Annotated in this window: 17 protein-coding genes; 5 read left to right on the top strand and 12 right to left on the bottom strand. The window is 69.4% G+C overall.

From position 1 onward, the window contains the following. Positions 1-159: 159 nt before the first annotated feature. The 4 genes from prpE to ASG87_RS05480 form a co-directional block, all read right to left on the bottom strand. On the bottom strand, positions 160-2,055 hold the full coding sequence (gene prpE, locus ASG87_RS05495) for a propionate--CoA ligase (RefSeq protein ID WP_056002015.1): 1,896 nt from the start codon (positions 2,053-2,055) through the stop codon (positions 160-162). 86 nt (positions 2,056-2,141) lie between these two features. Continuing rightward, on the bottom strand, positions 2,142-2,483 hold the full coding sequence (locus ASG87_RS05490; protein ID WP_157510887.1) for a hypothetical protein: 342 nt from the start codon (positions 2,481-2,483) through the stop codon (positions 2,142-2,144). 200 nt (positions 2,484-2,683) lie between these two features. Continuing rightward, positions 2,684-3,670, bottom strand: a complete 987-nt coding sequence (locus ASG87_RS05485; RefSeq protein ID WP_056002076.1) for a malate dehydrogenase — start codon at positions 3,668-3,670, stop codon at positions 2,684-2,686. A gap of 90 nt (positions 3,671-3,760) precedes the next feature. After that, positions 3,761-4,960 carry a pyridoxal phosphate-dependent aminotransferase gene (locus tag ASG87_RS05480; RefSeq protein ID WP_056002009.1) on the bottom strand — a complete coding sequence of 400 codons (1,200 nt, stop codon included), beginning with the start codon at positions 4,958-4,960 and terminating at the stop codon, positions 3,761-3,763. A gap of 170 nt (positions 4,961-5,130) precedes the next feature. Between ASG87_RS05480 and ASG87_RS05475 the strand changes: the two genes are divergently transcribed. Continuing rightward, positions 5,131-5,385, top strand: a complete 255-nt coding sequence (locus ASG87_RS05475; protein WP_056002006.1) for a GlsB/YeaQ/YmgE family stress response membrane protein — start codon at positions 5,131-5,133, stop codon at positions 5,383-5,385. A 55-nt stretch (positions 5,386-5,440) separates the two neighbouring features. Here the strand turns inward: ASG87_RS05475 and ASG87_RS05470 are convergent, their stop codons facing one another. The 6 genes from ASG87_RS05470 to ASG87_RS05445 all read right to left on the bottom strand — a co-directional run bounded on the left by ASG87_RS05470 (position 5,441) and on the right by ASG87_RS05445 (position 14,103). After that, positions 5,441-5,869, bottom strand: a complete 429-nt coding sequence (locus tag ASG87_RS05470; RefSeq protein WP_056002003.1) for a YidB family protein — start codon at positions 5,867-5,869, stop codon at positions 5,441-5,443. Between the two features lie 192 nt (positions 5,870-6,061). Next, positions 6,062-8,731 carry a TonB-dependent receptor plug domain-containing protein gene (locus tag ASG87_RS05465; protein WP_162258319.1) on the bottom strand — a complete coding sequence of 890 codons (2,670 nt, stop codon included), beginning with the start codon at positions 8,729-8,731 and terminating at the stop codon, positions 6,062-6,064. Positions 8,732-8,915: 184 nt separating this feature from the next. Further along, positions 8,916-11,438 carry an exo 1,3/1,4-beta-D-glucan glucohydrolase gene (locus tag ASG87_RS05460; RefSeq protein ID WP_056002000.1) on the bottom strand — a complete coding sequence of 841 codons (2,523 nt, stop codon included), beginning with the start codon at positions 11,436-11,438 and terminating at the stop codon, positions 8,916-8,918. Positions 11,439-11,607: 169 nt separating this feature from the next. Next, entirely contained in the window at positions 11,608-12,633 is a 1,026-nt protein-coding gene (locus ASG87_RS05455; protein ID WP_056001997.1) for a LacI family DNA-binding transcriptional regulator, read from the bottom strand. A 135-nt stretch (positions 12,634-12,768) separates the two neighbouring features. Next, positions 12,769-13,275, bottom strand: a complete 507-nt coding sequence (locus ASG87_RS05450) for a peptidylprolyl isomerase (RefSeq protein WP_056001994.1) — start codon at positions 13,273-13,275, stop codon at positions 12,769-12,771. 108 nt (positions 13,276-13,383) lie between these two features. Next, positions 13,384-14,103, bottom strand: coding sequence for an SDR family oxidoreductase (locus tag ASG87_RS05445; RefSeq protein WP_056001991.1), 720 nt, complete (start codon positions 14,101-14,103; stop codon positions 13,384-13,386). A gap of 85 nt (positions 14,104-14,188) precedes the next feature. Between ASG87_RS05445 and ASG87_RS05440 the strand changes: the two genes are divergently transcribed. Further along, on the top strand, positions 14,189-15,112 hold the full coding sequence (locus ASG87_RS05440; protein WP_056001988.1) for a LysR family transcriptional regulator: 924 nt from the start codon (positions 14,189-14,191) through the stop codon (positions 15,110-15,112). Between the two features lie 118 nt (positions 15,113-15,230). Next, positions 15,231-17,060 (top strand): translational GTPase TypA, encoded by a 1,830-nt coding sequence (gene typA, locus ASG87_RS05435; RefSeq protein WP_056001985.1) that lies wholly within the window; start codon positions 15,231-15,233, stop codon positions 17,058-17,060. Positions 17,061-17,316: 256 nt separating this feature from the next. Here the strand turns inward: typA and ASG87_RS05430 are convergent, their stop codons facing one another. Continuing rightward, entirely contained in the window at positions 17,317-17,778 is a 462-nt protein-coding gene (locus ASG87_RS05430) for a hypothetical protein (RefSeq protein WP_235499571.1), read from the bottom strand. A gap of 551 nt (positions 17,779-18,329) precedes the next feature. Continuing rightward, entirely contained in the window at positions 18,330-19,484 is a 1,155-nt protein-coding gene (locus ASG87_RS05425) for a DUF4861 family protein (RefSeq protein WP_056001982.1), read from the bottom strand. A 175-nt stretch (positions 19,485-19,659) separates the two neighbouring features. Here ASG87_RS05425 and ASG87_RS05420 point away from each other — a divergent pair, with 175 nt between their 5' ends. After that, entirely contained in the window at positions 19,660-20,844 is a 1,185-nt protein-coding gene (locus ASG87_RS05420; protein WP_056001981.1) for a glycoside hydrolase family 88 protein, read from the top strand. Next, positions 20,841-21,932 carry an alginate lyase family protein gene (locus tag ASG87_RS05415; RefSeq protein ID WP_056001978.1) on the top strand — a complete coding sequence of 364 codons (1,092 nt, stop codon included), beginning with the start codon at positions 20,841-20,843 and terminating at the stop codon, positions 21,930-21,932. The genes ASG87_RS05420 and ASG87_RS05415 overlap by 4 nt, the downstream gene beginning before the upstream one ends. The last annotated feature ends 43 nt before the right edge of the window (positions 21,933-21,975 follow it).

The raw sequence follows: 21,975 nt of genomic DNA, 5'->3' as shown, positions 1-21,975 counted from the left end.
TGACGGCCGGGGGTCCTCCAGGGCCCGTCATTCCTGCGAAGGCAGGAATCCAGTGCCTTGAAGCTCACCGGATCGCAAGACCGTCGACCCGAAGGCACTGAACCCCGGCTTCCGCTCGGGTGACGGCCGCGGGATCTCGCGCAGACGGTCCGCAACGGCTCAACTCCCCTGATCCGGCCCACGCTCCAGCGCCCGGCGCACCTCGTCCAGCGCGCCCGGATCGTCCAGCGTCGACAGGTCGCCCGGGTCGCGCTGCTCGGCCAGCGCCTGCAGCGAGCGGCGCAGCAGCTTGCCGGAGCGGGTCTTCGGCAGGGCGTTCACCACATAGACGCGCGACGGCTTCGCCACGCCGCCGAGCTGCTCGACCACGCGCAATTGCATCGCCTGCGCCACCGCGGCGGCACCGTCGCCCGCGTCCTGCTTGAGCGTGGCGAACACCACCGGTACCTGGCCCTTCAGCTCGTCCTTCACGCCGACCACCGCCGCCTCGGCCACCGCCGGGTGGCTGGCCACCGATTCCTCGATCTCGCGCGTGCCGAGGCGGTGGCCGGCCACGTTGATCACATCGTCGGTGCGGCCGAGGATGGTGGTGTAGCCGTCCGCGTCGCGGATCGCCCAGTCCAGCGAGCTGTACAGCAATTCCTTGAAGTGGCTGAAGTAGCTGGCGACGTAGCGCTCGTCGTCGCGCCACACCGTACTGAGGCAGCCCGGCGGCAGCGGCGGCTCGAACACCAGCACGCCCTTCTCGCCCGCCTTCGCCTCCCGGCCGGTGGCCTCGTCGATCACCTTCATGCGGTAGCCGGGCGCCGGCAGGCCGGGTGAGCCGAACTTCACCGGCTTCAGGTCCAGCCCGGGCATCAGGGTGATCGCCGGCCAGCCGGTCTCGGTCTGCCAGTAGTTGTCGATCACCGGCACGCCGAGCCCTTGGGTGATCCACTCGGCGGTCGGCTCGTCCAGCGGCTCGCCGGCGAGGAACAGCCACTTGAGCATCGACAGGTCGTACTTCTTCAGCCAGCCCGGGTCCTGCTTCTTCAGCACGCGGATGCCGGTGGGCGAGGAGAACATCGTGCGCACGCCGTACTGCTCGCACAGCCGCCACCACACGCCGGGATCGGGCCGCGTCGGCAGGCCCTCGTACAGCAGCGAGGTGGCGCCGCCGATCAGCGGGCCGTAGACGTTGTAGGAATGGCCGACCGCCCAGCCGACATCGGAAGTGGAGAACATCACCTGCCCCGGCGCGATGTCGAACACCGTGCGGATCGACAGCGCCATCGCCACCGCGTAGCCGCCGACGTCGCGCTGGATGCCCTTGGGCTTGCCGGTGGTGCCGGAGGTGTACAGCAGGTAGCTGGGCTCGTTCGATTCCAGCCAGGCCACCGGCACCTCGGCGTTCATGTGCTCGGCGCGCAGGCGGGCGTAGTCGAGGTCGCGCCCGGCCACGCGGGTCATCTGCGGGTCGAGCCCGCGGTCGACGATGAGCACGTGCGGCGGCGGCTGGCTTGCCTCGGCCAGCGCCGCATCCACCAGCGGCTTGTACGGGATCACCTTGCCGCCGCGCATGCCGGCGTCGGCGCAGATCAGCAGCTTCGGCGCGGCGTCGTCGATGCGCAGCGCCAGGTTGTGCGACGCGAAGCCGCCGAACACCACCGAGTGGATCGCGCCGATGCGGGCGCAGGCCAGCATCGCGTAGACCGCCTCGGCCATGTTCGGCATGTAGATGACGACGCGGTCGCCCCTGCCCACCTCCAGCGACTGCAGGATCGCGGCGAAGCGGTTCACCTCGCGGTACAGCACGCGGTAGCTGATCTCGCGCGTGATGCCGGTTTCGCTGGAGACCGCCACCAGCGCGAGCTGCTCGCCGCGCTCGGCCAGGTGGCGGTCCACCGCGTTGTAGCAGAGGTTGGTGGTGCCGCCGGCGAACCAGCGCCGGAACGGCGGGCGCGACTGGTCGAGGATCCGCTCCGGCGGCGTGTCCCAATGGATCAGCCGCGCCTGCTCGCCCCAGAAGCGTTCCGGCTCGTCGATCGACTGCCGGTAGAAATCCTCGTAGCGCATGTCCGCCCCTCCCTCGCCGTGCGGCCAAGCATGGACCAGCACGGCGCCGGGGATGGATTAGACCTTTGTCGATCCCGCGCGGCGGGCTACAGGCAGGAGATCGCCTCCTCGCGATAGCGCGAGTCGTAGTCCTTCTTCGGGTTCTGCCGCTCGTACATGGTCACCAGGGCGCCGCTGCCGTCCGCGGTCACGTCGAGCAGTTCGTGCGCGCCGTTCTTGTCGGTGGCCGAGACGTGCCCCGACTCGTCCTTGGCCGACGCGCTGGCATTGGCCGACAGCGCGCTCCACTTGGCGCGCGCGCATTCCACGTAGGCCGATACGCTCTTGCCGGTATGGCTGCTCAGCTTCGGCGTGTTGTCGCGCAGGCCGTGGGTGCCGCCGCAGGCGGCCAGCAGGGCGCACGCCGAGATCAGGGTCAGTCGCTTCATGTCCATCGTTCCCATCGAGGTTGCGTCGATTCTACCCAAGTCGGATCGAGCCAAGTCGGATCGGAGCAGGCTGGATCGTGGCAGGCCGTTCGCATGGGCCGGGTCGATGCCGGCCGCCGCAAGCCCTTGCGATCCCGGCGGCACAACGCGGAACGGGCGGCCGAAGCCGCCCGTTCCTGCCGGTCCGCCTTCGGGCCGGATTATTTCCCGGCGAACAGGTGCTCGACGCCGGCGCGCTCCTCGCGCAGTTCCTTGTTGGTCGCGTCGATGCGCGCCTGCGAGAACGCGTTGATCTCCAGGCCCTGCACGATGGCGTACTTGCCGTCCTTCACCGTCACCGGGTAGCCGAAGATCACGCCCGGCTCGATGCCGTAGGAGCCGTCCGACGGGATGCCCATCGAGACCCAGTCGCCCTCGGCCGTGCCCTTGGCCCAGGTGCGCATGTGGTCGATCGCGGCCGAGGCCGCCGAGGCCGCCGACGAGGCGCCGCGCGCCTTGATGATCGCCGCGCCGCGCTGCTGCACGGTCGGGATGAAGTCGTTCTCGTACCAGGCCTGGTCGACCAGCGACAGCGCCGGCTTGCCGTCCACGGTGGCGTGGTGCAGGTCCGGGTACTGGGTGGAGCTGTGGTTGCCCCAGATGGTGACCTTGCGGATGTCGGTGGTGTGCTTGCCGGTCTTCTCGGCGAGCTGCGACAGCGCGCGGTTGTGGTCCAGGCGGACCATCGCGGTGAAGCACTTCGGATCGAGGCCCGGGGCGTTCTGCTGCGCGATCAGCGCATTGGTGTTGGCCGGGTTGCCGACCACCAGCACCTTCACGTCGCGCTTGGCGTGGTCGTTCAGCGCATTGCCCTGCGGGCCGAAGATGGCGCCGTTGGCCTCGAGCAGGTCCTTGCGCTCCATGCCCGGGCCGCGCGGGCGCGCGCCCACCAGCAGGGCGTAGTCGACGTCCTTGAAGGCGACGTTGACGTCATCGGTGGCGACCACGCCGGCCAGGGTCGGGAACGCGCAGTCGTTCAGCTCCATCACCACGCCCTGCAGCGCGGGCAGCGCCGGGGTGATCTCCAGCAGGTGCAGGATCACCGGCTGGTCCGGGCCGAGCATGTCGCCGGCGGCGATGCGGAACAGCAGGGCGTAACCGATCTGGCCGGCAGCGCCGGTCACGGCAACTCGAACGGGGGCTTTCATCATGGGATCTCCGTGAATGGGGAGTCGGAAATGGAGAATCGGAAGAGCCGCATGGGGCGATATCCCATGTCCGACTCCCGATCCACGTTTTCAAGTCAGCTCGGCGAAGAACTGCTGGATGCGTTGCAGGCCCGGCTCCAGTTGCGCGGTCGGGCAGGTGTAGGAAATGCGCATGGCGCGCGGCTCGCCGAACGCCGAGCCCGGCACGCAGGCCACGCCCTTGGCTTCCAGCAGGGCGGCGCAGAAGGCGACGTCGCCGTCGATGCGCACGCCGTCGTGGCTCTTGCCGAACGCCGAGGAGATGTCCGGGAACGCATAGAACGCGCCCTGCGGCCGCGGGCACACCACGCCGGGAATCGCGCCGAGCGCGGCGACCACGATGTCGCGCTTGGCGGCGAACTCGGCGCACTTGGCCTGCGGCACGTCCTGCGGGCCGCCGAAGGCCGCCACCGCCGCCGCCGTGATGACCTCCGGCAGGCTGGTGATGTGGTTGGAGTTGAGCGTGGTCACCGCCTTGGCGACCTGCTCGGGCCCGGCCAGCAGGCCCACGCGCCAGCCCGGCATGCCGTAGGTCTTGGAGACCGAGTCGACGAACACCAGCCGTTCCTTCAGCTCCGGCCTGGCGAACACGAAGTTGTGGTAGCCGATGCCGTCGAACACCATCGAGTTGTAGATGTCGTCGGTGATGATCCAGGTGTCCGGGTGCTTCGCCAGCACCTCGGCCAGCGCGGCGATCTCCTCGCGCGTGTAGACCATGCCGGTGGGATTGGACGGGTTGTTGAACAGGAACACCTTCGGCTTGCGCGCCAGCGCCGCGTCGAGCTGGGCCGGGGTGAGCTTGTAGTTCTGCTGCGCGCCGCACGGCAGCACGTTGACCCTGGCGCCGACGATGTCGGCGATGTCGTGGTAGGTGGTCCAGTACGGCGCGGCGAAGCAGATCTCGTCGCCCTCGTCCAGCAGCGCCTCGGCCAGGTTGTACAGCACCTGCTTGGCGCCGATGCCGATGGACAGGTTCATCCGGCCGTAGCCGCCGAAGCCGAGCGCCTCGATGTGCTTCAGGAACGCGTCCAGCAGCGCCTCGCCGCCGCGGTTGCTGCCGTACTGGCCGGAATCGTGCGACAGCGCCTCGCGCGCGGCGGCATATACGTGCTCGCCCGGCAGGAAGTTCGGGACGCCGATGGAGAAGCTGATGATGTCGCGGCCGGCGGCCTTGAGCTGCTTGGCCTTTTCGGCGATCACCATGATCGCGCTGGGTTTGGCGCGGCCGACACGCTGGGCGAGCTGGGGCATGGGTTTCTCACGCGGGGGAAGAAACAAAGGCGGCGATTTTATCACGCCCCCGCGCGGCCGCGCCGGCCGCCTCACGCCCCCCGGCCGGGCGGCTGCCGCGCCGGCGAAAATCGGCGCATGATGCGCGCGTCCGCGCCGCGGACGTTGACTCACGACCGAAGGAGACCTGCATGCACTGGCTTTGGGTATTCGTGATCGGATTGATCGTCGGCCTGGTGGCCAAGCTGTTGATGCCGGGCAAGGACCCGGGCGGCTTCATCGTCACCGCCATCATCGGCATCGCCGGCTCGCTGCTGGCGACCTGGGCGGGCCAGAACGTGTTCGGCTGGTACCAGGAAGGGCAATCCGCCGGCTTCGTCGCCTCGGTGATCGGCGCGATCGTGCTGTTGCTGATCTACCACCTGGTCAAGCGCAAGACCGCATGACCCCAGCCCCGGCGGCGGTTCGCCGCCGCCAGGGCCTCGAACAGATCCCGACCGGTCAGGCCCGGCCGCCCAGCAGCTTGCCGGCCAGGCCCTCCAGCATGCCCAGGTCGAACCCGCCGCCCTGCCCTTCGGCCGGCACCTGGCCGCCCGGGGTGAGGTGATCGACCGCATGCGGCAGCACCTGCGAGAGCTTGCCCAGCAGTTCGCCCTGGTCCACCCCCAGCCTGCCGGCCGCCTCCTGCAGCAGCGAGCCGAGGCCGCCGCCCTGCAGCGCCTGGCCCAGTTGCTCGCCCGATACCGGCTGGTTCTCGCCGGTGCCCACCCACGACTGCACCGCACCGCCGAGTCCGTGCTGCTGCAGCATCGCGATCAGGCCCTGCACGCCACCGGCCTTTTCGATCAACTGGCCCGCCACCGAAATCAGCGAACCGCCACCGGCCGCCTGCTGCCCCTGGCCGCCGATCAGATCGTTGAGAAAGGACATCACCGCTCTCCTTCGGGTAGATGGATGGACTATCCACCGCCGGATCATAAGCCCATACCGGCAATCCGGAGGCGACAACGGCGCACAAACCGGACGTCCAGCCATCGGCGCCGTCGGCGGACGAAAGAAAAAACGCCGGACAGGTGTCCGGCGTCATGGGCGCTGCGCCCCGGGGTCGGGGCGCAAGGGAAATCAGAAATCCGCGCGCACCCGCACGCCATAGGCGCGCGCGTCATTGAGGAAGCGCACGTTGATGCCCGAGCCGACCAGGGCCTTCTGCGTGGCCTGCTTGTCGAACAGGTTCGACACGTAGCCCTCGAAGCGCCAGATGCTGTTCTCCGGCGTGTAGCCGAAGCCCAGGTTCACCGTGAAGTAGCCCTTCTGCTGGTCCGGGAAACCCGCCGCGCCGGCCTGCTCCACGCGGCTCACCGTGCCGGCCGTATCCGAGACGAACACCACCGGATCGAGGTTGAACTGGGTCAGGTAGAAGGACGAGCGGTAGCTCACCAGCGCCTGCCAGTCGAACGAGCCGTGGCTGGCCTCGATGAACTGCTGCAGGCGCGCGGTGCCCCAGAACTTGGAGGCGAGCGGCAGTTCGTTGCCCTTGAGGTTGATCGTCGAGGTGATGCCGCCGGCATCGAAGTTCTGGCTGCGCGTGTCGGCCACCAGGCCCTTGGTGATTTCCGTGTGCAGCGCCAGCGCGTTCAGATCGAGCATGAAGCCATGGTCGAAACGGAACGTGCTCTGCATCTCCGCGCCGTACAGCTTGGACTTGCCCACGTTGCGGTTGACCAGCGAGAAACCGCTGGCGTTGCCGTTCTGGTCGACCGCGATGGTGGTGAGGTCCTGGAAGACCTGGTCGGAATAGTCGTAGTAGAACGCCGACACGTTGAAGACGCCCTGCCGGCCGTTCCACTCGAACTGGTTCTTGCTGCCGATCTCGTAGGCGACCAGCTTTTCCGGCTTGTAGGTGCTGGGGATCACGTTCGGATCGAACGAGTCGTTGAAGCCGCCGGACTTGTGGCCGGTGCTGACCGTGCCGTAGAGCATGCTGTCGCTGCTGACGTCGAACTCGAAACCGGTGCGGAAGTCGTTGAAGGTGAACTTCGAGCTGCCGTGCTGGACCGCGGGGATCGTCAGGTTGACGAAGGAGTGCTGGCCATCGGCCGGACACTTCACCGCGCCGCCGTTGTTGGTATCGGGCCGGTCGACGCAGGTGCCGTTCGGCCGGCTGCCGTCGACGATGCCGGCGAGCTGCTGTATCAAGGTGTCGCGCGCGCCGGGGTTGAGCGAGCCGTCGATCAGGAACTGCGCCTTCTGCGCGTTCGTGGTGAGGTTCGACACGTCGAAACTCGGCCGGTCCAGCAAGGCCGGCTTGTAGCCTTCGGTACCGAGGCGGGTGGCGAAGCAGCAGCTGTAGCCCTCGCCGCCCAGGGTCAGCGCCCAGTTGCCGCCGATGCCGTCGCGGGCCTTGGTCTCGCGGGTATGGCGCGCGCCGAACTTCAGGCGCAGGTTGTCGGTGACCGGCACCGTGACGTCGCCGAAGAATGCCGACGAGCGGCCCGGCACCTTCGGCATGGTGAACTCGGTGCCGGAGTAGCAGCAGAAGCCCTTGTCGACGAGCGAGAAGTAACCGACGCTCTGGTCTTCCTTGAAGTAGAACCCGCCCAGGGTCCAGATCAGGTTCGAATCCTCCGGCGAGGTGAACAGCACCTGGTGGGTCTGCGCCTTCGAGCGGGTCTGCCAGTAGGCGTTGGAGAAGACGTCGTAGTCCTCGCCCGTGGCGCTGACGTCGCGCCCCGGCCAGTACACGCCGTCGGAAGACGCGTTGCGCTGGGCGAAGTCCACCTTGCGATAGCTGCCGCTGTACTCGACGTTGAAGATGTCGAACCTGTAGTCGACCTTGCCCTCAACGCCCCAGATATGGTTGTTCAACATGCCTTCGGGGCCGCGGTAGACGACCTTGCGCATGTCGTAGTCGCCCGGGAAATAACCCGCCTGGGTCGCCGAATAGATGTTCGCGCCGGGATAGCCGGTGCCGCCCTCGTGGCCGTAGTCGCCCATGAGGAAAATGGTCAGGCGGTCGGTCGGCTTGGTCAGGAACGACACGCGCGCGGCCACCTCCTTCTGGATGCCGGCCGGACGCAGGTGCGTCTCGGCGCCCGCGTTCTCGAAGCCGGTGTCCTTGCGCAAGGCGTAGCCCGAGAAGCGCAGGGCCGACACCGAGCCCAGCGGCAGGTTGAACGCGCCCTCCATGCCGTGCGAATCGCGATTGCCCGCATCGGCCTGCAGGTAGCCGCCGTAGCGGCCCAGCTCCGGCTGCTTGGTGACGATGTTCAAGGTGCCGCCCAGCGCATTGCGGCCGCGCAGGGTGCCTTGCGGGCCCTTGTTCACCTCGACCCGGTCGAGGTCGTAGAACATCAGGCCCAGGCCGCGCGGGCGCGGGATGTAATTGCCGTTGAGATGCGGCGCAACGCCCGGATCGCCCAGCTCGGTGTTGTTGGCCGAGCCGACGCCGCGGATGAAGATTTCCGTATTGCCTTCCTGGTTGGCCACGTTCATGCCGGGCACGGCGACCTGCAGGTCGCGCACGCTGTTGATCGACTGCCCGCGCAGATCGTCGCCGCCGATGGCCTGTGCCGTGCCGGCATATTTCTGCAGGTTCTGCTCGCGCAGTTCCACGGTCACGGTGACGGCCTTGAGCTCGGTGGCCTTCTGCTTTTCCGCCGGCGCCTGCTTCGGCGCGGCGTCCGTGGCGCTTGGCGGCGATGTGTCTTGCGCGACGACCGGCCCGCCCAGCAGCGTCAGCGCGAACAGCGCAGCCGCCTTGCTAAGCCAGGCCCGATGACTGGACAGATGCATGGTCTTCCCTCCCGAAAACATGTGATCGTTGGAGCAGTTGGAGTGCGGCGGCATTCGAACGAACGGGCGCCGGCATCGCCCGGCCACGGCGGCCTTCACGATGACGGCGTGCGAAACAGATCCCCTTGCGAATCACCCTTGCAACGATGAAGCGGCAGAACCGAACGTGGCTGGCGCGATGCGATCAGCGCGCCGGACACGGCAGCACCGTGTCGGCACGCGCATCCAGTTGCACCTGCGAGAGCGAAAGCGTCAGCGGCGCACGGCTCTCGATCACGAAGGGCGCATGCAAGGCGTCCATCGAGGCACCCGCGTCGCGGAAGCATTTCAGCGGCACGCCCACCCGCACCCACTTGCCTTTCGGCAGGCCGCCGAGCGCGGCGCGGAACGGCAGGCGCGCACGGCAGCCCTTCGCGCAGTCCACGCCCAGCGAAACCTCGCCGGCGGCGGGCACTTCGTCGACGCGCAGGGTCATCACGAGCTGGATGTCGCCGTTGGTTTCGCGGTTGAGGTCCAGCGGCGCGTTCGCCACCAGCGCGAGCGAACCGCCTGCGCCGCTCCACTTGACGCGCCGCGCGTCCTCCTGCGCCTTGTAGTCGACGCCGACGATCTTCACGTTGCCGCCGGGGCTTGCCGCCGGGACGCTGCCGACCGTGCTTTGCGCGCCGCCCGCGGCATCGGACAGCTCCAGTTGCGTCAGCGATGTCGGCTTGCCGCGCTCGAGGAACAGGCCGGCCGGATCCTGCCCGGCAACCACGCCGGAAACCTCCGGCAGGGCCTTCGCCGTATCGCGATCCGCGTACGTCAGCCCGTAGCCGAACGGATACTGCGCGGCCCGCCCGGCCTCCTGCGCCACCTGCACCGCGGTGCGCGGCCAGGCATAGGAAAGCTTGCCGTGGAAATCGTGGTCGACGCTGCCGTCGGCCTTGCGCAGCAGCACATCGGCGACGCCGCCGCCTTCGGAGCCGGGCAGCCACGCCATCACGAACGCGTCGGAGGCATTGATCTCGCGGTTCACCCACAACGGGCGACCGGCCAGGAACACCGCCACCACCGGCACGCCCCTGGCATGCAGGCTGCGCAGCAACTGCAGGTCGTGCTCGTTGCCGGGCTTGTAGGCGAACGTTTTCAGGTCGCCCTGGAATTCCGCGTAAGGCTCCTCGCCGAACACGACGATGGCGACATCGGGCTTCTGCGTGAAGCTGCCGTCCACCGACAGGGTCGCCGTTCCGCCGGCGGCCTTCACCTGCTGCTCGATGCCCGACCAGATCGACTGCGCGTTCGGAAAATTCTCCGCCGCGACGCCGGTGCCCTGCCAGGTGATCGTCCAGCCGCCGGACTGCTTGGACAGGTTGTCCGCGCCATCGCCGGCGACCAGCACGTGCCTGCGCGGATCGATCGGCAGCACGCCCCCCCGGTTCTTCAGCAGCACCAGGGATTCGCGTACCGCACGACGCGCCAGCGCGCGATGGTCTCCCGCGCCGATGGCCGACACCGCCGCCATCGCGGGCAGCTTCGTGCCCTGCTCGAACAGGCCGGCGCGCAGCTTGACGCGGAGGATGCGCGACACCGCATCATCCAGCCGCGCCCTGGGGATTTCGCCCGACTTCACCTGGGCCAGGGTGTTCGCGTACAGCGCGCGCCAGCCATCCGGCGCCATCAGCATGTCGACGCCGGCGTTGATCGCCTTGGCGCAACTGTCGTTGGTGCATCCCTCGAGCTGGCCGTGCGCGTTCCAGTCGCCCACCACGAAGCCGTCGAAGCCCATGCGGCCCTTCAGCACATCGGTCAGCAGCGCACGGTTGCCGTGCATCTTCTGCCCGTTCCAACTGGAGAACGAGGCCATCACGGTCTGCACGCCGGCACCGACCGCGCTGACGTAGCCGGCGCCGTGCACGTCGCGCAGCACGGCCTCGCTGACGCGCGCATCGCCCTGGTCGCGCCCTTCGAAGGTGCCGCCGTCACCGAGGAAATGCTTGGCGGCGGCCACCACGTGGCCGGCCCGCAGGAAATCCTTGCCGCCCGGTTCGCCCTGCAGTCCTTCGACCATCGCGCTGGCGTACTGCGCCACCAGTTGCGGATCCTGCGAATAGCCCTCGTAGGTGCGGCCCCAGCGATCGTCCTGCGGCACGGCCAGCGTGGGCGCGAAGGTCCAGTCGATATCGACCGCGCGCACTTCCTGCGCGGTCGCCGCGCCGATCTCGCGGATCAGCGCCGGGTCGCGCGTCGCGCCCAGCGCGGAGTTCTGCGGAAACAGCGTGGCGCCGACGACGTTGTTGTTGCCGTGCACCGCATCGATGCCGAACAGCAGCGGGATCGACGCATGGCCGGGCGACGGCTGCAGCGCGGCGCGATGGAACTGGTCGACCAGTGCGCGCCACTCCGCTGGCTTTGCGAATTCGTTGCCGTTGGGACCGCTGTTGCCGCCGGCCAGCACCGAACCCAGGCGATAGGTCTTCAGATCGTCGGGCTTGATCGCGGCGATGTCGGCCTGGATCAGCTGGCCGACCTTGTCTTCCACCGACAGCGTCGAGAGCAGCGACTGCACGCGGGCTTCGAGGGCGGCATCGTGGGGCAGCCTGGAAGCGACCCTGGGCCATGCCTGCGGATGCACCGTCGCATCGGCCGCAGCGAGGCTTTTTCCGGGCGCCTGCGCCTGCGACGGCGACACGGCCAGCACGGCGGCCAGGAAAGCTGCAAGCCGCATGGCGGCCTGGTTGCGAGCGACGGCTGAGCGCACGGCGTCCCCTTCTTGTTTGGCCCCTTTTCCAGCGCCGGATGACGCGGGAACCCCAAGGCGGCGCGAGTATTCGAGGAAAATGACAGCGCTGTCAATTTGCGATGCAGCATGGGGCGGGATCGGCGACCGGGAGGTTTCAGCCGGCTTCTGGAGCCGCAGTCGGCAGCGGTCCGGTCGACTCTCGCAACTGCAGCGCAAACGGCACTTCCACCATCCTGCCCTGGCCGCGCCCGCGCATCACGTCGAGCAATTGCAGCGCCGCGATCCGCCCCATCTCGCGACTGGGCTGACGGATGGTGGTGATCGCAGGCCAGATCTGCCGCGAGATCGGCGTGTCGTCGAAGCCGCACACCGATACGTCGCGCGGCACGGAAAGCCCGTGCTCGCCGGCGGCCCAGATCACGCCGGCCGCCATGTCGTCGTTGGCCGCGAACACGGCGGTCGGCCGCCGCGCCAGCGAGAAAAGCCGCCGGGCCGCCGCCACGCCGGAGCCGAAGGAGAACTCGCCCTCGATCACCAGCGCGGGATCGAACGGCAGGCCGGCCGCAGCGAGCGCATCGCTGTAGCCGGCAAGGCGCCAGCCGCTGGCGCCGTGGGCGGGATGGCCGATCACGTGCGCGATGCGCCGATGCCCCAGGGCAATGAGGTGGTTCACCATTTCCCGGGCGGCCAGCCGTTCGTCCATGCCCACGCCGATGGCGCCGTCGCGCTGCTTCGGCGAGACGCTGGCATACGGCACGCCCTGCTCGCGCAACAAGGCCGGCAACGCCGGGTGGTCGGTGATCGGCGGCGTGAGAATCAGGCCGTCGGGCCGGTGATGCGAGATCAGCGTGCCAACACGTTCGAGGAAGTCCTCCGCCTCGGACAGCAGCGGCCGCACCATCATGCTGTAGTGGTGAAGATCGCAGGCATCGAGCACGCCGGCCTGGATCTCGGTCAGATAGTTCGACGAGGGGTTGTCGTAGAGCATCGCCACCAGGAAGGAGCGATTGCTCGCCAGGCTGCGCGCCGAAGGATGCGGGCGATAGTCCATCGCCGCCATCGCGGCGAGCACGCGCTCGCGCGTCGGACCGCGTACGTTGGCTTCATCGTTGAGCACGCGCGAAACCGTCTTGGGCGAAACCCCGGCGGCGCGTGCCACATCCTCCAGACGTACCCGCATGAACCCTTCCCGCATCGACGATGCTGCGCGCGGACTATGCGTTCAAGCAGGCCGCAAGTACAAGCGCCCGCGCAACATCGCGAAGGACGGCGACGTTGCGCGGGCGCGAGCGGACATCCATACGGCGTCGGCGGCTTACCCGGCGTCGAGCACCTTGTTCCATTCCTTCACGCGCTCGGCCTGGGCGGCCAGCAGCGCGTCCACGTCGCCTTCCACGGTGACGCGCTCGATGACGTCGCCCTGCTTGATCGCGTCGACCACCTTCTGGTCTTCCGCGCCGAGCACTTCGCCGAACACGCTGTGCTTGCCGTCCAGCCACGGCGTGGCGCCATGGGTGATGAAGAACTGGCTGCCGTTGGTGCGCGGGCCGGCATTGGCCATCGACAGCACGCCGGGCTTGTCGTGGCGCAGCGAGGCGTCGAACTCGTCCTCGAACTTGTAGCCCGGGCCGCCGGTGCCGGTGCCCAGCGGGCAGCCGCCCTGGATCATGAAGTCGGCGATCACGCGGTGGAAGCCCAGGCCGTCGTAGTAGCCACGGCGCACCAGGTTGACGAAGCTGGCCACCGTCACCGGGGCCTTGTCCTCGTGCAGGCGCAGGTGGATGGGGCCGCGGCTGGTTTGCATGGTCACGTTGATGGTCATCGAAAATCCTTCTGGACAGGTACCTCGGCCCTGAAACGGGCCGAATGGCCTGCAAGGATACCGCAGCCATCCGTCCGCATCGGGTGAAACGCACCCGCCGCGCGCGCCCTACAGCAGGTGCAGCCCGCCGTCGCACGCGATCACCGTGCCGGTGGTGAAGCCGTTGCCGACCAGGAAGGCCACCGCCTGGGCGACCTCCTCCGGGCGCCCCACCCGGCCCACCGGCAGGGCCTGCGCCTGCTGGCGGAACACCGCGTCCTTGGCTTCGGCGCCCCGCGCGTCCCACCACGGCGTATCGACCACGCCGGGCGCCACCGCATTCACCCGCAGCGGCGCCAGCTCGCGCGCCAGCACCGGCACCATCGCCTCGATCGCGCCGTTGATGGCGGCCAGCCCGGCCGTGCCCGGGTTCGCCATCCGCGCCGAGACCGAGGTGAGGAAGGTGATGCTGCCGCCCGCGCGCAGCGCCGGCAGCGCGGCCTGCGCGGCCTGGACGTGCGGCCAGAACTTGGCGGCGAAACCGCGCTCCAGCGCCGCCAGGTCCAGCCCGCGGAACGGGCCGCCGCCCTCGCCGCCGCTGAGCGCGACGACCAGGTCGTCGAACACGCCGAGGCGTCCGAAGAAGGCATCCAGTTGCGCCCGGTCGGTGGCGTCGAACGCCTCGCCGCGCAGGTCGCCCGGCAGCGGCTGCAGCGCCGCGGCCAGCCGGGCCGGGTCGCGGCCGGTGGCGACCAGCGCGTGCCCGGCTTCCGCCAGCAGGCGGACGGTGGCCAGCCCCATGCCGGACGAGCCGCCCAGCACCACGATCTTCCTGCGCCCGTCCTGCATGTCCCGACTCCTCTCGAGGCCGCCCGGTGCGGCCGATGCAGGCATCGTGCATGCTTGGCTTCCATCACTCCAATCGTTTGTCGTCATGGACAACATCATCGAACGTGATCTGCGCCGGCTCGACCTCAACCTGCTGCCGGTCTTCCACGCCCTGATGCAGGAACGCCACGTCACGCGGGCGGCGGAGCGGCTGTACCTGGGCCAGCCGGCGGTGAGCGGCGCGCTCAAGCGCCTGCGCGCGGCGTTCGGCGACCCGCTGTTCGTGCGCGGGCGCGCCGGCATGGAGCCGACGCCGCGCGCGCTGGAACTGGCCCGCCAGGTCGACGCCCTGCTGCAGGGCCTGCACGGGGCGCTGACGGCGAACCGCCCGTTCGAGCCGCAGGCTTCCAGCCGCGTGTTCCGCATCGGCAGCAGCGAGGCGGTGGGCGCGGCGCTGTTCCCGCGTCTGGTGCGGCACCTCGCCAGCGAGGCGCCGGGCGTGCGCCTGGTCACCCTGGACACCGACCGCCACCGCGTCGCCGCGATGCTGGAGCGCAACGAGATCGAGCTGGCGCTGGGCATGCACGACGAGGGCCCGGGCTGGCTGCGCCAGCGGCCGCTGTTCGAATGGCGCTTCGTCTGCCTCTACAACGCGGCGCTGATCCGGCCCCGTCGAACGAAGCTGGACCTGCGCGAATTCCTGCGCCACCCGCACCTGCTCACCTCGTTCAAGGGCGAGCTGCACGGCTACATCGACGAAGAGCTGGCGGCGCTCGGCCACGCGCGACGCGTGCTGTTCGCCAACCCGCACTTCGCCACCAACCCGTTCATCGTGCGCGACACCGCCGCCCTGGTCACCGTGCCCGACTACATCGCGCGGATCTGGAGCCGCGACCTGGGGCTCGCCATCAGCCCGCTGCCCTTCCCCCTGCCGGCCCACCGGGTGAGCGCGACATGGAAGGCGTCGATGGACGGCGACGCGGGGCTGCGCTGGCTGGTCGGGACGGTCGCCGGCCTCGGCGCGCCCTGAGCGGCAGGCGCCCTGCGTTCAGCCCGGCACAGGCACAGCCGTGCGCAAACGCGTATAATCGACCGATTCGCCTTTCAAAACCCTGCGCGACGATCTCCGCATCGCCCGAGCCCTGCCTATGTCCATCGAAAACCTGCGCAACATCGCCATCGTCGCCCACGTCGACCACGGCAAGACCACCCTCGTCGACCAGCTGCTGAAGCAGTCCGGCACGCTCTCCGAGCGCACCGTGCTGGCCGAGCGCGTGATGGACTCCAACGACCAGGAAAAGGAACGCGGCATCACCATCCTGGCCAAGAACACCGCCATCACCTGGCAGGGCAACCGCATCAACATCGTCGACACCCCCGGCCACGCCGACTTCGGCGGCGAGGTGGAGCGCGTGCTGTCGATGGTGGACACCGTGCTGATCCTGGTCGACGCGATGGACGGCCCGATGCCGCAGACCCGCTTCGTGACCCAGAAGGCCTTCGCGATGGGCTTCAAGCCGATCGTGGTGATCAACAAGATCGACCGTCCCGGCGCCCGCCCCGAGTGGGTCGTGGAACAGGTCTGGGACCTGTTCGACCGCCTCGGCGCCACGCCGGAGCAGATGGAATTCCCGATCGTCTACGCCTCGGCCCTGAACGGCTACGCCAGCCTCGACGAGAACGTGCGCGAGGGCGACATGACGCCGCTGTACGAGGCGATCATGCAGCACGCGCCCAGGCCCGAGGTCGATCCCGAAGGCCCGTTCCAGATGCGCATCAGCCAGCTCGACTACAACAACTTCGTGGGCGTGATCGGCATCGGCCGCATCCAGCGCGGCACGCTGAAGAAGAACATGCCGGTGGCGGTGATCGACCGCCACGGCAAGAAGCGCCAGGGCAAGGTGCTGCAGGTGCTCGGCTTCATGGGCCTGGAGCGCATCGAGCAGGACAGCGCCGAGGCCGGCGACATCGTCGCCATCTCCGGCATCGCCGAGCTGACCATCTCCGACACCGTGACCGCGCTGGACGCGCCCGAGGCGCTGCCGGCGCTGACGGTGGACGAGCCGACCATCTCGATGACCTTCCAGGTGAACAACTCGCCGTTCGCCGGCAACAAGGACCTCTCCGGCGGCAAGTTCCTCACCAGCCGCCAGCTCAAGGATCGCCTCGACCGCGAGCAGGTGCACAACGTGGCGCTGAAGGTCGAGCAGGGTTCGGACGCGGACAAGTTCCTCGTTTCCGGCCGCGGCGAACTGCACCTGTCGGTGCTGATCGAGAACATGCGCCGCGAAGGCTACGAGCTGGCCGTGTCGCGCCCGGAAGTGATCGTCAAGGAGATCGACGGCCAGAAGATGGAGCCGTTCGAGCAACTGGTCATCGACGTGGAGGAGATCCACCAGGGCCCGGTGATGGAGCGCCTGGGCATCCGCAAGGGCCAGCTCAAGAACATGGAGCCGGACGGCAAGGGCCGCGTGCGGCTGGAGTACATGATCCCGGCGCGGGGCCTGATCGGCTTCCAGAACCAGTTCAAGACCCTTACCCAGGGTTCGGGCCTGCTGTTCCACGTGTTCGACCACTACGGTCCCAAGGAAGAAGGCCAGATCGCCAAGCGCCCCAACGGCGTGATGATCGCCAACGCCGGCGGCACCACGCCCGCCTACTCGCTGGGGCCGCTGCAGGAACGCGGCAAGCTGTTCGCCGCCGAGGGCGACAACGTGTACGAAGGCCAGTTGGTCGGCATCCACGCCAAGGACAACGACCTCACCGTCAACGCGATCAAGCCCAAGCCGCTCACCAACATGCGCGCCTCGGGCAAGGACGACGCGATCCAGCTCACCCCGGCGATCAAGTTCTCGCTGGAGCAGGCGCTGGACTTCATCGACGACGACGAGCTGGTCGAGGTGACGCCGAAGGAAATCCGCCTGCGCAAGAAGCACCTCACCGAGAACGACCGCAAGCGCGCCTCGCGCGGCGGCTGAGCCTCGGCCGGAGCCCCAGGCTGCGATCGACCCGCGCCCGGAATCTCCCAAGGACCGTCATTCCGGCGAAAGCCGGAATCCAGCGCCTCGCCTCTTTCGGTATCCGATGCCCGGCGTTCCGGCCCTCCGCGTCCGGCAACGCAAAGGCACTGGATCCCGGCTTTCGCCAGGATGACGGGCGTGAGGTCCAAGGCTCCCGTGCACGGCAACGAAAAAGCCGCCTCCGGGCGGCTTTTTCGTTGCCCGGAACGCAGCGCTATTTCAATGCCCGGGCCGCCGCCTCGCCGATGCCGCTGCACACCAGGGAGGCGCCATCCGGGCACGACGATGCGGCATGGCTCCCGATGCGCTCCAGGTCGTTCGTATCCAGCGTCGTGTTGACGTGGTCCAGCACGAACCGCTTCAGGGACGGATCGCTTTCGACCAGCCTCGCCAGTGCGGGCAGCGTGTCCCAATGGTCCGCCAGGAGCCGCGCCACCGCTTCGGAACTCCCCTCCGCGATGCTGCCGTGGTCGCAGGAACCATAGGCCCGGGCGTAATCGTGGACGGCATTCCAGTTGTCGAGCGTATCCACCATTTCGTCGGCCGCCTCCGCTTGCGCAGGAGAGCACGCCTTCGCCGGCGCCCCGGCCTGCACGCACCCCGACGCACTGGCGAAGGCGATCAAGACCGGCAAGCCGAATCTAAGGTTGAACAGGGGCGTGTCCTTGCCGGGCACGCCCGGAGTGTGCGGCAGCCTGACTGTTCCGGTTGATCCGGATCAGGGTCGATGGATCGTTTCGAATCGCATCCCCGATGCGTCTCCGCCTCGTCGGTCGTGCGAATGCAACCCATGGTGGGATGCTGCGGGCCAGGCAGGTGCCGAGCATTTGCGCGGCCGGAATGGACACCCACGCCAACATGTCCCGGCACTGCAAAACGGATGATTCCATAGGATCCATAGGGTCCGTTCGGATTCGCCGCATGCGGATGCGGCCTCCCGCTGTCCAGAACCTGATAGCTTCCATTGGCCAGATGCGGCTGGATGGTCGCGTGGCTATCGATGTTGTTGTATGCGGGCCATGTACCCACGACCCGGTCGTTGTTGTCCAGCAAGGTAATCCGGTGCGCGGTGCCATCGAATACGAGCCTGGACATACCTGTCCCCCATCCATCCTGCCGGATCGGCAAGCGACACGATTGCCGCCCGCGAAATCGCCGTCAACCCTTCGGGCGTGATGTTGCTGGCAGGTTCGTGAAACCACCCTCTCGCTGCCAACGGATGGATTATCACCGGTCGAGCCAGCGCAGCCGCAGCGGATTCGCCCAGCGTTGCCGGTAGTCGCCGAGATAGCGTTGCCAGGCGGCGAAGTCCGGCATGTCGCCCTTGGACCAGCCGGCGCCGGAAGCGAAGCGGACGGTGTCGCCGTCGCCGACGTCGAACAGCGCCCATGCCGCGCCGCCGCCTTCGGCGTAACGCGCGGGCTCCTTCGGCGCCACGATCAGGGCGGTTGCGATGCGACCGGCGTCGGCCTTCTGCGGTGTGTCCCACACGGCGATGGAAGCGGCGCCTTCGTGCGCGACGCGCGCGCCGTCGTGCACCGAGACGCCGGCCGCCAGGGTGAGCCGCCGCGCGCCTTCGAGGCGGTAGCTGACGGCCTGCCGGTTCATGTGCGAGCCCGCGTCCAGCGTCACCGCCTTGTGCTCGCGCACGAACACGGCGCCGGCCTTCCACGGCGCGTAGTCCACCTCGAAGCGCAACCGTATCGGCCCCGTCGCGGTGACGAGCACCCGCGCCGGGTTCGCCGAGTACGCGGGCTTGCCGTCCTTCCACGCGGCGGTGCCGCCGGCGCCGGGCGAATGGCCCACCGCGTAGCTGTCCAGGCCCACGCCGTTGTCGACGTGGTACGACAGCGAGGGATCGCCGCGCCGCTGGCTCTCGCGGTCGCGCCGGTACCAGTCCTCGATCACCCGGTGCGGCGGACGCTTGGACCACACGTCGATGCCCGAGGACACCTCGCCCTTGGCCTGCAGGCCGGGGCCGTAGATGCGGTAGGTCACCTGCGCGTTCTCCCAGGCGAAATCGTCGTCGCGCTCGGGCACCTTGCGTGCGTGCAGCGGGTTCGGCGTCGGCGCGGCATCGTCCGCGGCCGGCTCGATCGCCAGCCGGACCGAGGCGCGCGGTGCCATGTCCAGCTGCACCAGCAGCGTGTCGGGCATGCCGCCGTCGTCGGCGTAGCGCTGGACCGGCACGAGGCGGTCGGAGCCGTCCACGCGCGCGGCCAGCCGGCACCCCCGCCACGCCGGCCGCCGCCGGAACAGCTCGGCGAGCGGCACCTCCAGCACTTCGCCAGGCCGGCGGATCGGCAACGTGTTGGCGACCTCGATCCACAGCGGCCCGGTTGCCGCCGCGGTCGCGGGCCGGACGGCACTGGCCGCGGGCAAGGCCGCCAGCAGGACGGCGCAAGCGGCTGCCGCACGCAGGCGTCGCCCTGTCGCTTCGGCACGACCGCGCCCCGCCAAAAAGAAAATATTTGAAAGATTCAAATCCTTCGAATCCTGTTGAGTCTTTACGAAACTGTATCTAAGCTCCCTTGGACCAGCAACACGGGATCCGAGCATGCCGATGCCTTCCACGCCCTCCCCCGCCGTTCGGCTGCGCCGCCTGCTGTGCGCGTTCGCGCTGGCCCTGGCGCTGCTGCCGGCCCTCGCGCTGGCCGAGGACGAGGACCTGCCGCCGGGCGGCGGCGATGCGCCGGCCGCACCCGGGCCGCGCGCCAGCGACCTCTCCGGCGACCTGCGCATCGGCGACATCCGCAAGGCCGCCGGCAAGGTGGCCGCATGGCAGCTCGCGCGGGTGGAACCGCACCCGAGCCTGGACTGGACCTTCGCCCCGCTCTATCTCGGCTTCCTCAGCGCCGGCGACCTGCTGCACGAGCCGCGCTACGAAGCCTACGTGCGCAGCGTCGGCGAACGCTTCGGCTGGGGGCTCGGCCCGCGCGTGCGCCATGCCGACGACCAGGCGGTCGCGCAGTCCTGGCTGCAGCTCCATGCCCGCCACCCCGACCCGGCCATGCTGCAACCTCTGCGGCAGCGCTACGACGCGCAGATGCGGCAGCCGGACGACCCGAAGCGCCCGCTGTGGTGGTGGTGCGACGCGCTGTTCATGGCGCCGCCGGCCTGGGCCGGGCTGGCCGAGGCCACGCACCGGCGCGACTACCTCGACTACATGGACCGCCAGTGGTGGATCACCAGCCGGCTGCTGTACGACGAGCGCGAGCACCTGTTCAGCCGCGACGCCTCCTACCTCGACCGCCGCGAGCGCAACGGCAGCAAGCTGTTCTGGAGCCGCGGCAACGGCTGGGCGCTCGCCGGCCTGGCGCGCGTGCTGGAGCGCATGCCCGCCGACTATCCCGGCCGCGACCGCTACCTGCGGCAGTTCCGCGACATGGCCGCGCGGCTCGCCGCGTTGCAGGGGCGCGACGGCCTGTGGCGGCCGGGCCTGCTCGACGCGGACGGCTACCCGCGGCCGGAAGTGTCCGGTTCGGCCTTCATCGCCTACGCGCTGGCCTGGGGCGTGCACCACCGCGTGCTCGATGCCCGCACCTACCGGCCGGTGATCGGCCGGGCCTGGCGCGGCCTGGTCGGGCAGATCTACGCGGACGGCCGGCTGGGCAACATCCAGCCGATCGGCGCCGCCCCCGGGCAGTACCCGGCCAGCGCCAGCTACGTGTACGGCGTCGGCGCCTTCCTGCTGGCGGCGGGCGAAGTGGCCGCCATCGCCGGCCAGGCGCCGCGGCGATGACCGGGCGGCCGTTCCGCGCACCCGCGCGAAAGCCGGCGTGGCCCCTGGTCGCGCTGCTCGCCGCATGCGTAGTGTCGGCCCCGGCCTGCGCCGCCGACGCGCCGCGCTGGTGGTGCCCGCTGGCCGCGCCCTCCGCGTCGCGCTCCGACGCGGCCATCGCTGATGCGCTGGCGCACCGGCAAGACACGCCCCACCCGATGGCCCGCGTGCACACCCAGGGCACCCTGCCGCACCAGGGCATCCACGACGAAAGCGTGCGCGCCGAACGCGACTGGACGATCGCCCTGGATGCCGCCGTGGCGTGGCGGCGCACCGGCCAGGCCGACCTGCTGCGCCAGGTCGACCGCTACCTGCGCGCCTGGGCCGACGTCTACCGGCCCAGCTTCAACCCGATCGACGAGACCAACCTCGACCAACTGTTCTGGGCCTACGCCTTGACCCACGACGCCCTGGCCCCGGCCACGCGCACGGCGACGGCGCGGCTGATCCGCGCGCTCGGCGAGGGCTACGTCCAGCGCGTGCGGCAGCGCCGCGGCTCCACCTACATCAACGACATCAACAACTGGCAAAGCCACCGGATCAAGCTGATCGCCACCGCCGCTGCCGCGCTGGGCGACCCGGCGATGCTGGCCGCCGCGCGCGAGCTGTTCCTCGCCCAGGTGGCCGCGAACATCCGCGCCGACGGCAGCACGGTGGACTTCGCCCAGCGCGATGCCCTGCATTACGTCACCTACGACCTGCAACCGCTGGTGCAGGCCGCGCTGGCCGCCTCGGCCTATCCCGGCCAGCGCGACTGGATCGATGCGCATCCCGCGGGCGGCGCCTCGCTGGCCGATGCGCTGGCCTGGCTGGCGCCGTACGCCGAGGGCCGGCGCGGCCACCAGGAATTCGTGCACACCGAGGAACCCTTCGACATCGAGCGCCGCCAGGCCGGCCTGAAGGGCTACGACGGCGCCTGGGACCCGCACACCAGCGCCGCGCTGTACGCCTACGCCGCCGTGCTGCTGCCCGCCTACCGCCCGCTGGCCCGGCGGCTCGGCGAAACGCCCGCGGCGCTGCGCGCCTGCGCCGCCGCGGACGCACGCTGAGCGATTCCCCGCGCGCGGGAGATAACTGCAGCGACAACGGAAA

This window comes from Frateuria sp. Soil773 (assembly GCF_001428405.1).
In the GTDB taxonomy this organism is placed as follows: domain Bacteria; phylum Pseudomonadota; class Gammaproteobacteria; order Xanthomonadales; family Rhodanobacteraceae; genus LMSL01.
Note: the sequence above shows the minus strand (reverse complement) of the source record. Positions and strands in the feature narration are given on the sequence as shown.

Coding starts and splice junctions, on each gene's coding strand:
- ASG87_RS05470 (WP_056002003.1), bottom strand. CDS start 5,869: ATGTCCTTTCTCAACGATCTGATCGGCGGCCAGGGGCAGCAGGCGGCC.
- ASG87_RS05450 (WP_056001994.1), bottom strand. CDS start 13,275: ATGACCATCAACGTGACCATGCAAACCAGCCGCGGCCCCATCCACCTG.
- ASG87_RS05480 (WP_056002009.1), bottom strand. CDS start 4,960: ATGCCCCAGCTCGCCCAGCGTGTCGGCCGCGCCAAACCCAGCGCGATC.
- ASG87_RS05485 (WP_056002076.1), bottom strand. CDS start 3,670: ATGAAAGCCCCCGTTCGAGTTGCCGTGACCGGCGCTGCCGGCCAGATC.
- ASG87_RS05420 (WP_056001981.1), top strand. CDS start 19,660: ATGCCGATGCCTTCCACGCCCTCCCCCGCCGTTCGGCTGCGCCGCCTG.
- ASG87_RS05455 (WP_056001997.1), bottom strand. CDS start 12,633: ATGCGGGTACGTCTGGAGGATGTGGCACGCGCCGCCGGGGTTTCGCCC.
- ASG87_RS05460 (WP_056002000.1), bottom strand. CDS start 11,438: ATGCGGCTTGCAGCTTTCCTGGCCGCCGTGCTGGCCGTGTCGCCGTCG.
- ASG87_RS05445 (WP_056001991.1), bottom strand. CDS start 14,103: ATGCAGGACGGGCGCAGGAAGATCGTGGTGCTGGGCGGCTCGTCCGGC.
- prpE (WP_056002015.1), bottom strand. CDS start 2,055: ATGCGCTACGAGGATTTCTACCGGCAGTCGATCGACGAGCCGGAACGC.
- ASG87_RS05415 (WP_056001978.1), top strand. CDS start 20,841: ATGACCGGGCGGCCGTTCCGCGCACCCGCGCGAAAGCCGGCGTGGCCC.
- ASG87_RS05440 (WP_056001988.1), top strand. CDS start 14,189: ATGGACAACATCATCGAACGTGATCTGCGCCGGCTCGACCTCAACCTG.
- ASG87_RS05490 (WP_157510887.1), bottom strand. CDS start 2,483: ATGAAGCGACTGACCCTGATCTCGGCGTGCGCCCTGCTGGCCGCCTGC.
- ASG87_RS05475 (WP_056002006.1), top strand. CDS start 5,131: ATGCACTGGCTTTGGGTATTCGTGATCGGATTGATCGTCGGCCTGGTG.
- typA (WP_056001985.1), top strand. CDS start 15,231: ATGTCCATCGAAAACCTGCGCAACATCGCCATCGTCGCCCACGTCGAC.
- ASG87_RS05465 (WP_162258319.1), bottom strand. CDS start 8,731: ATGCATCTGTCCAGTCATCGGGCCTGGCTTAGCAAGGCGGCTGCGCTG.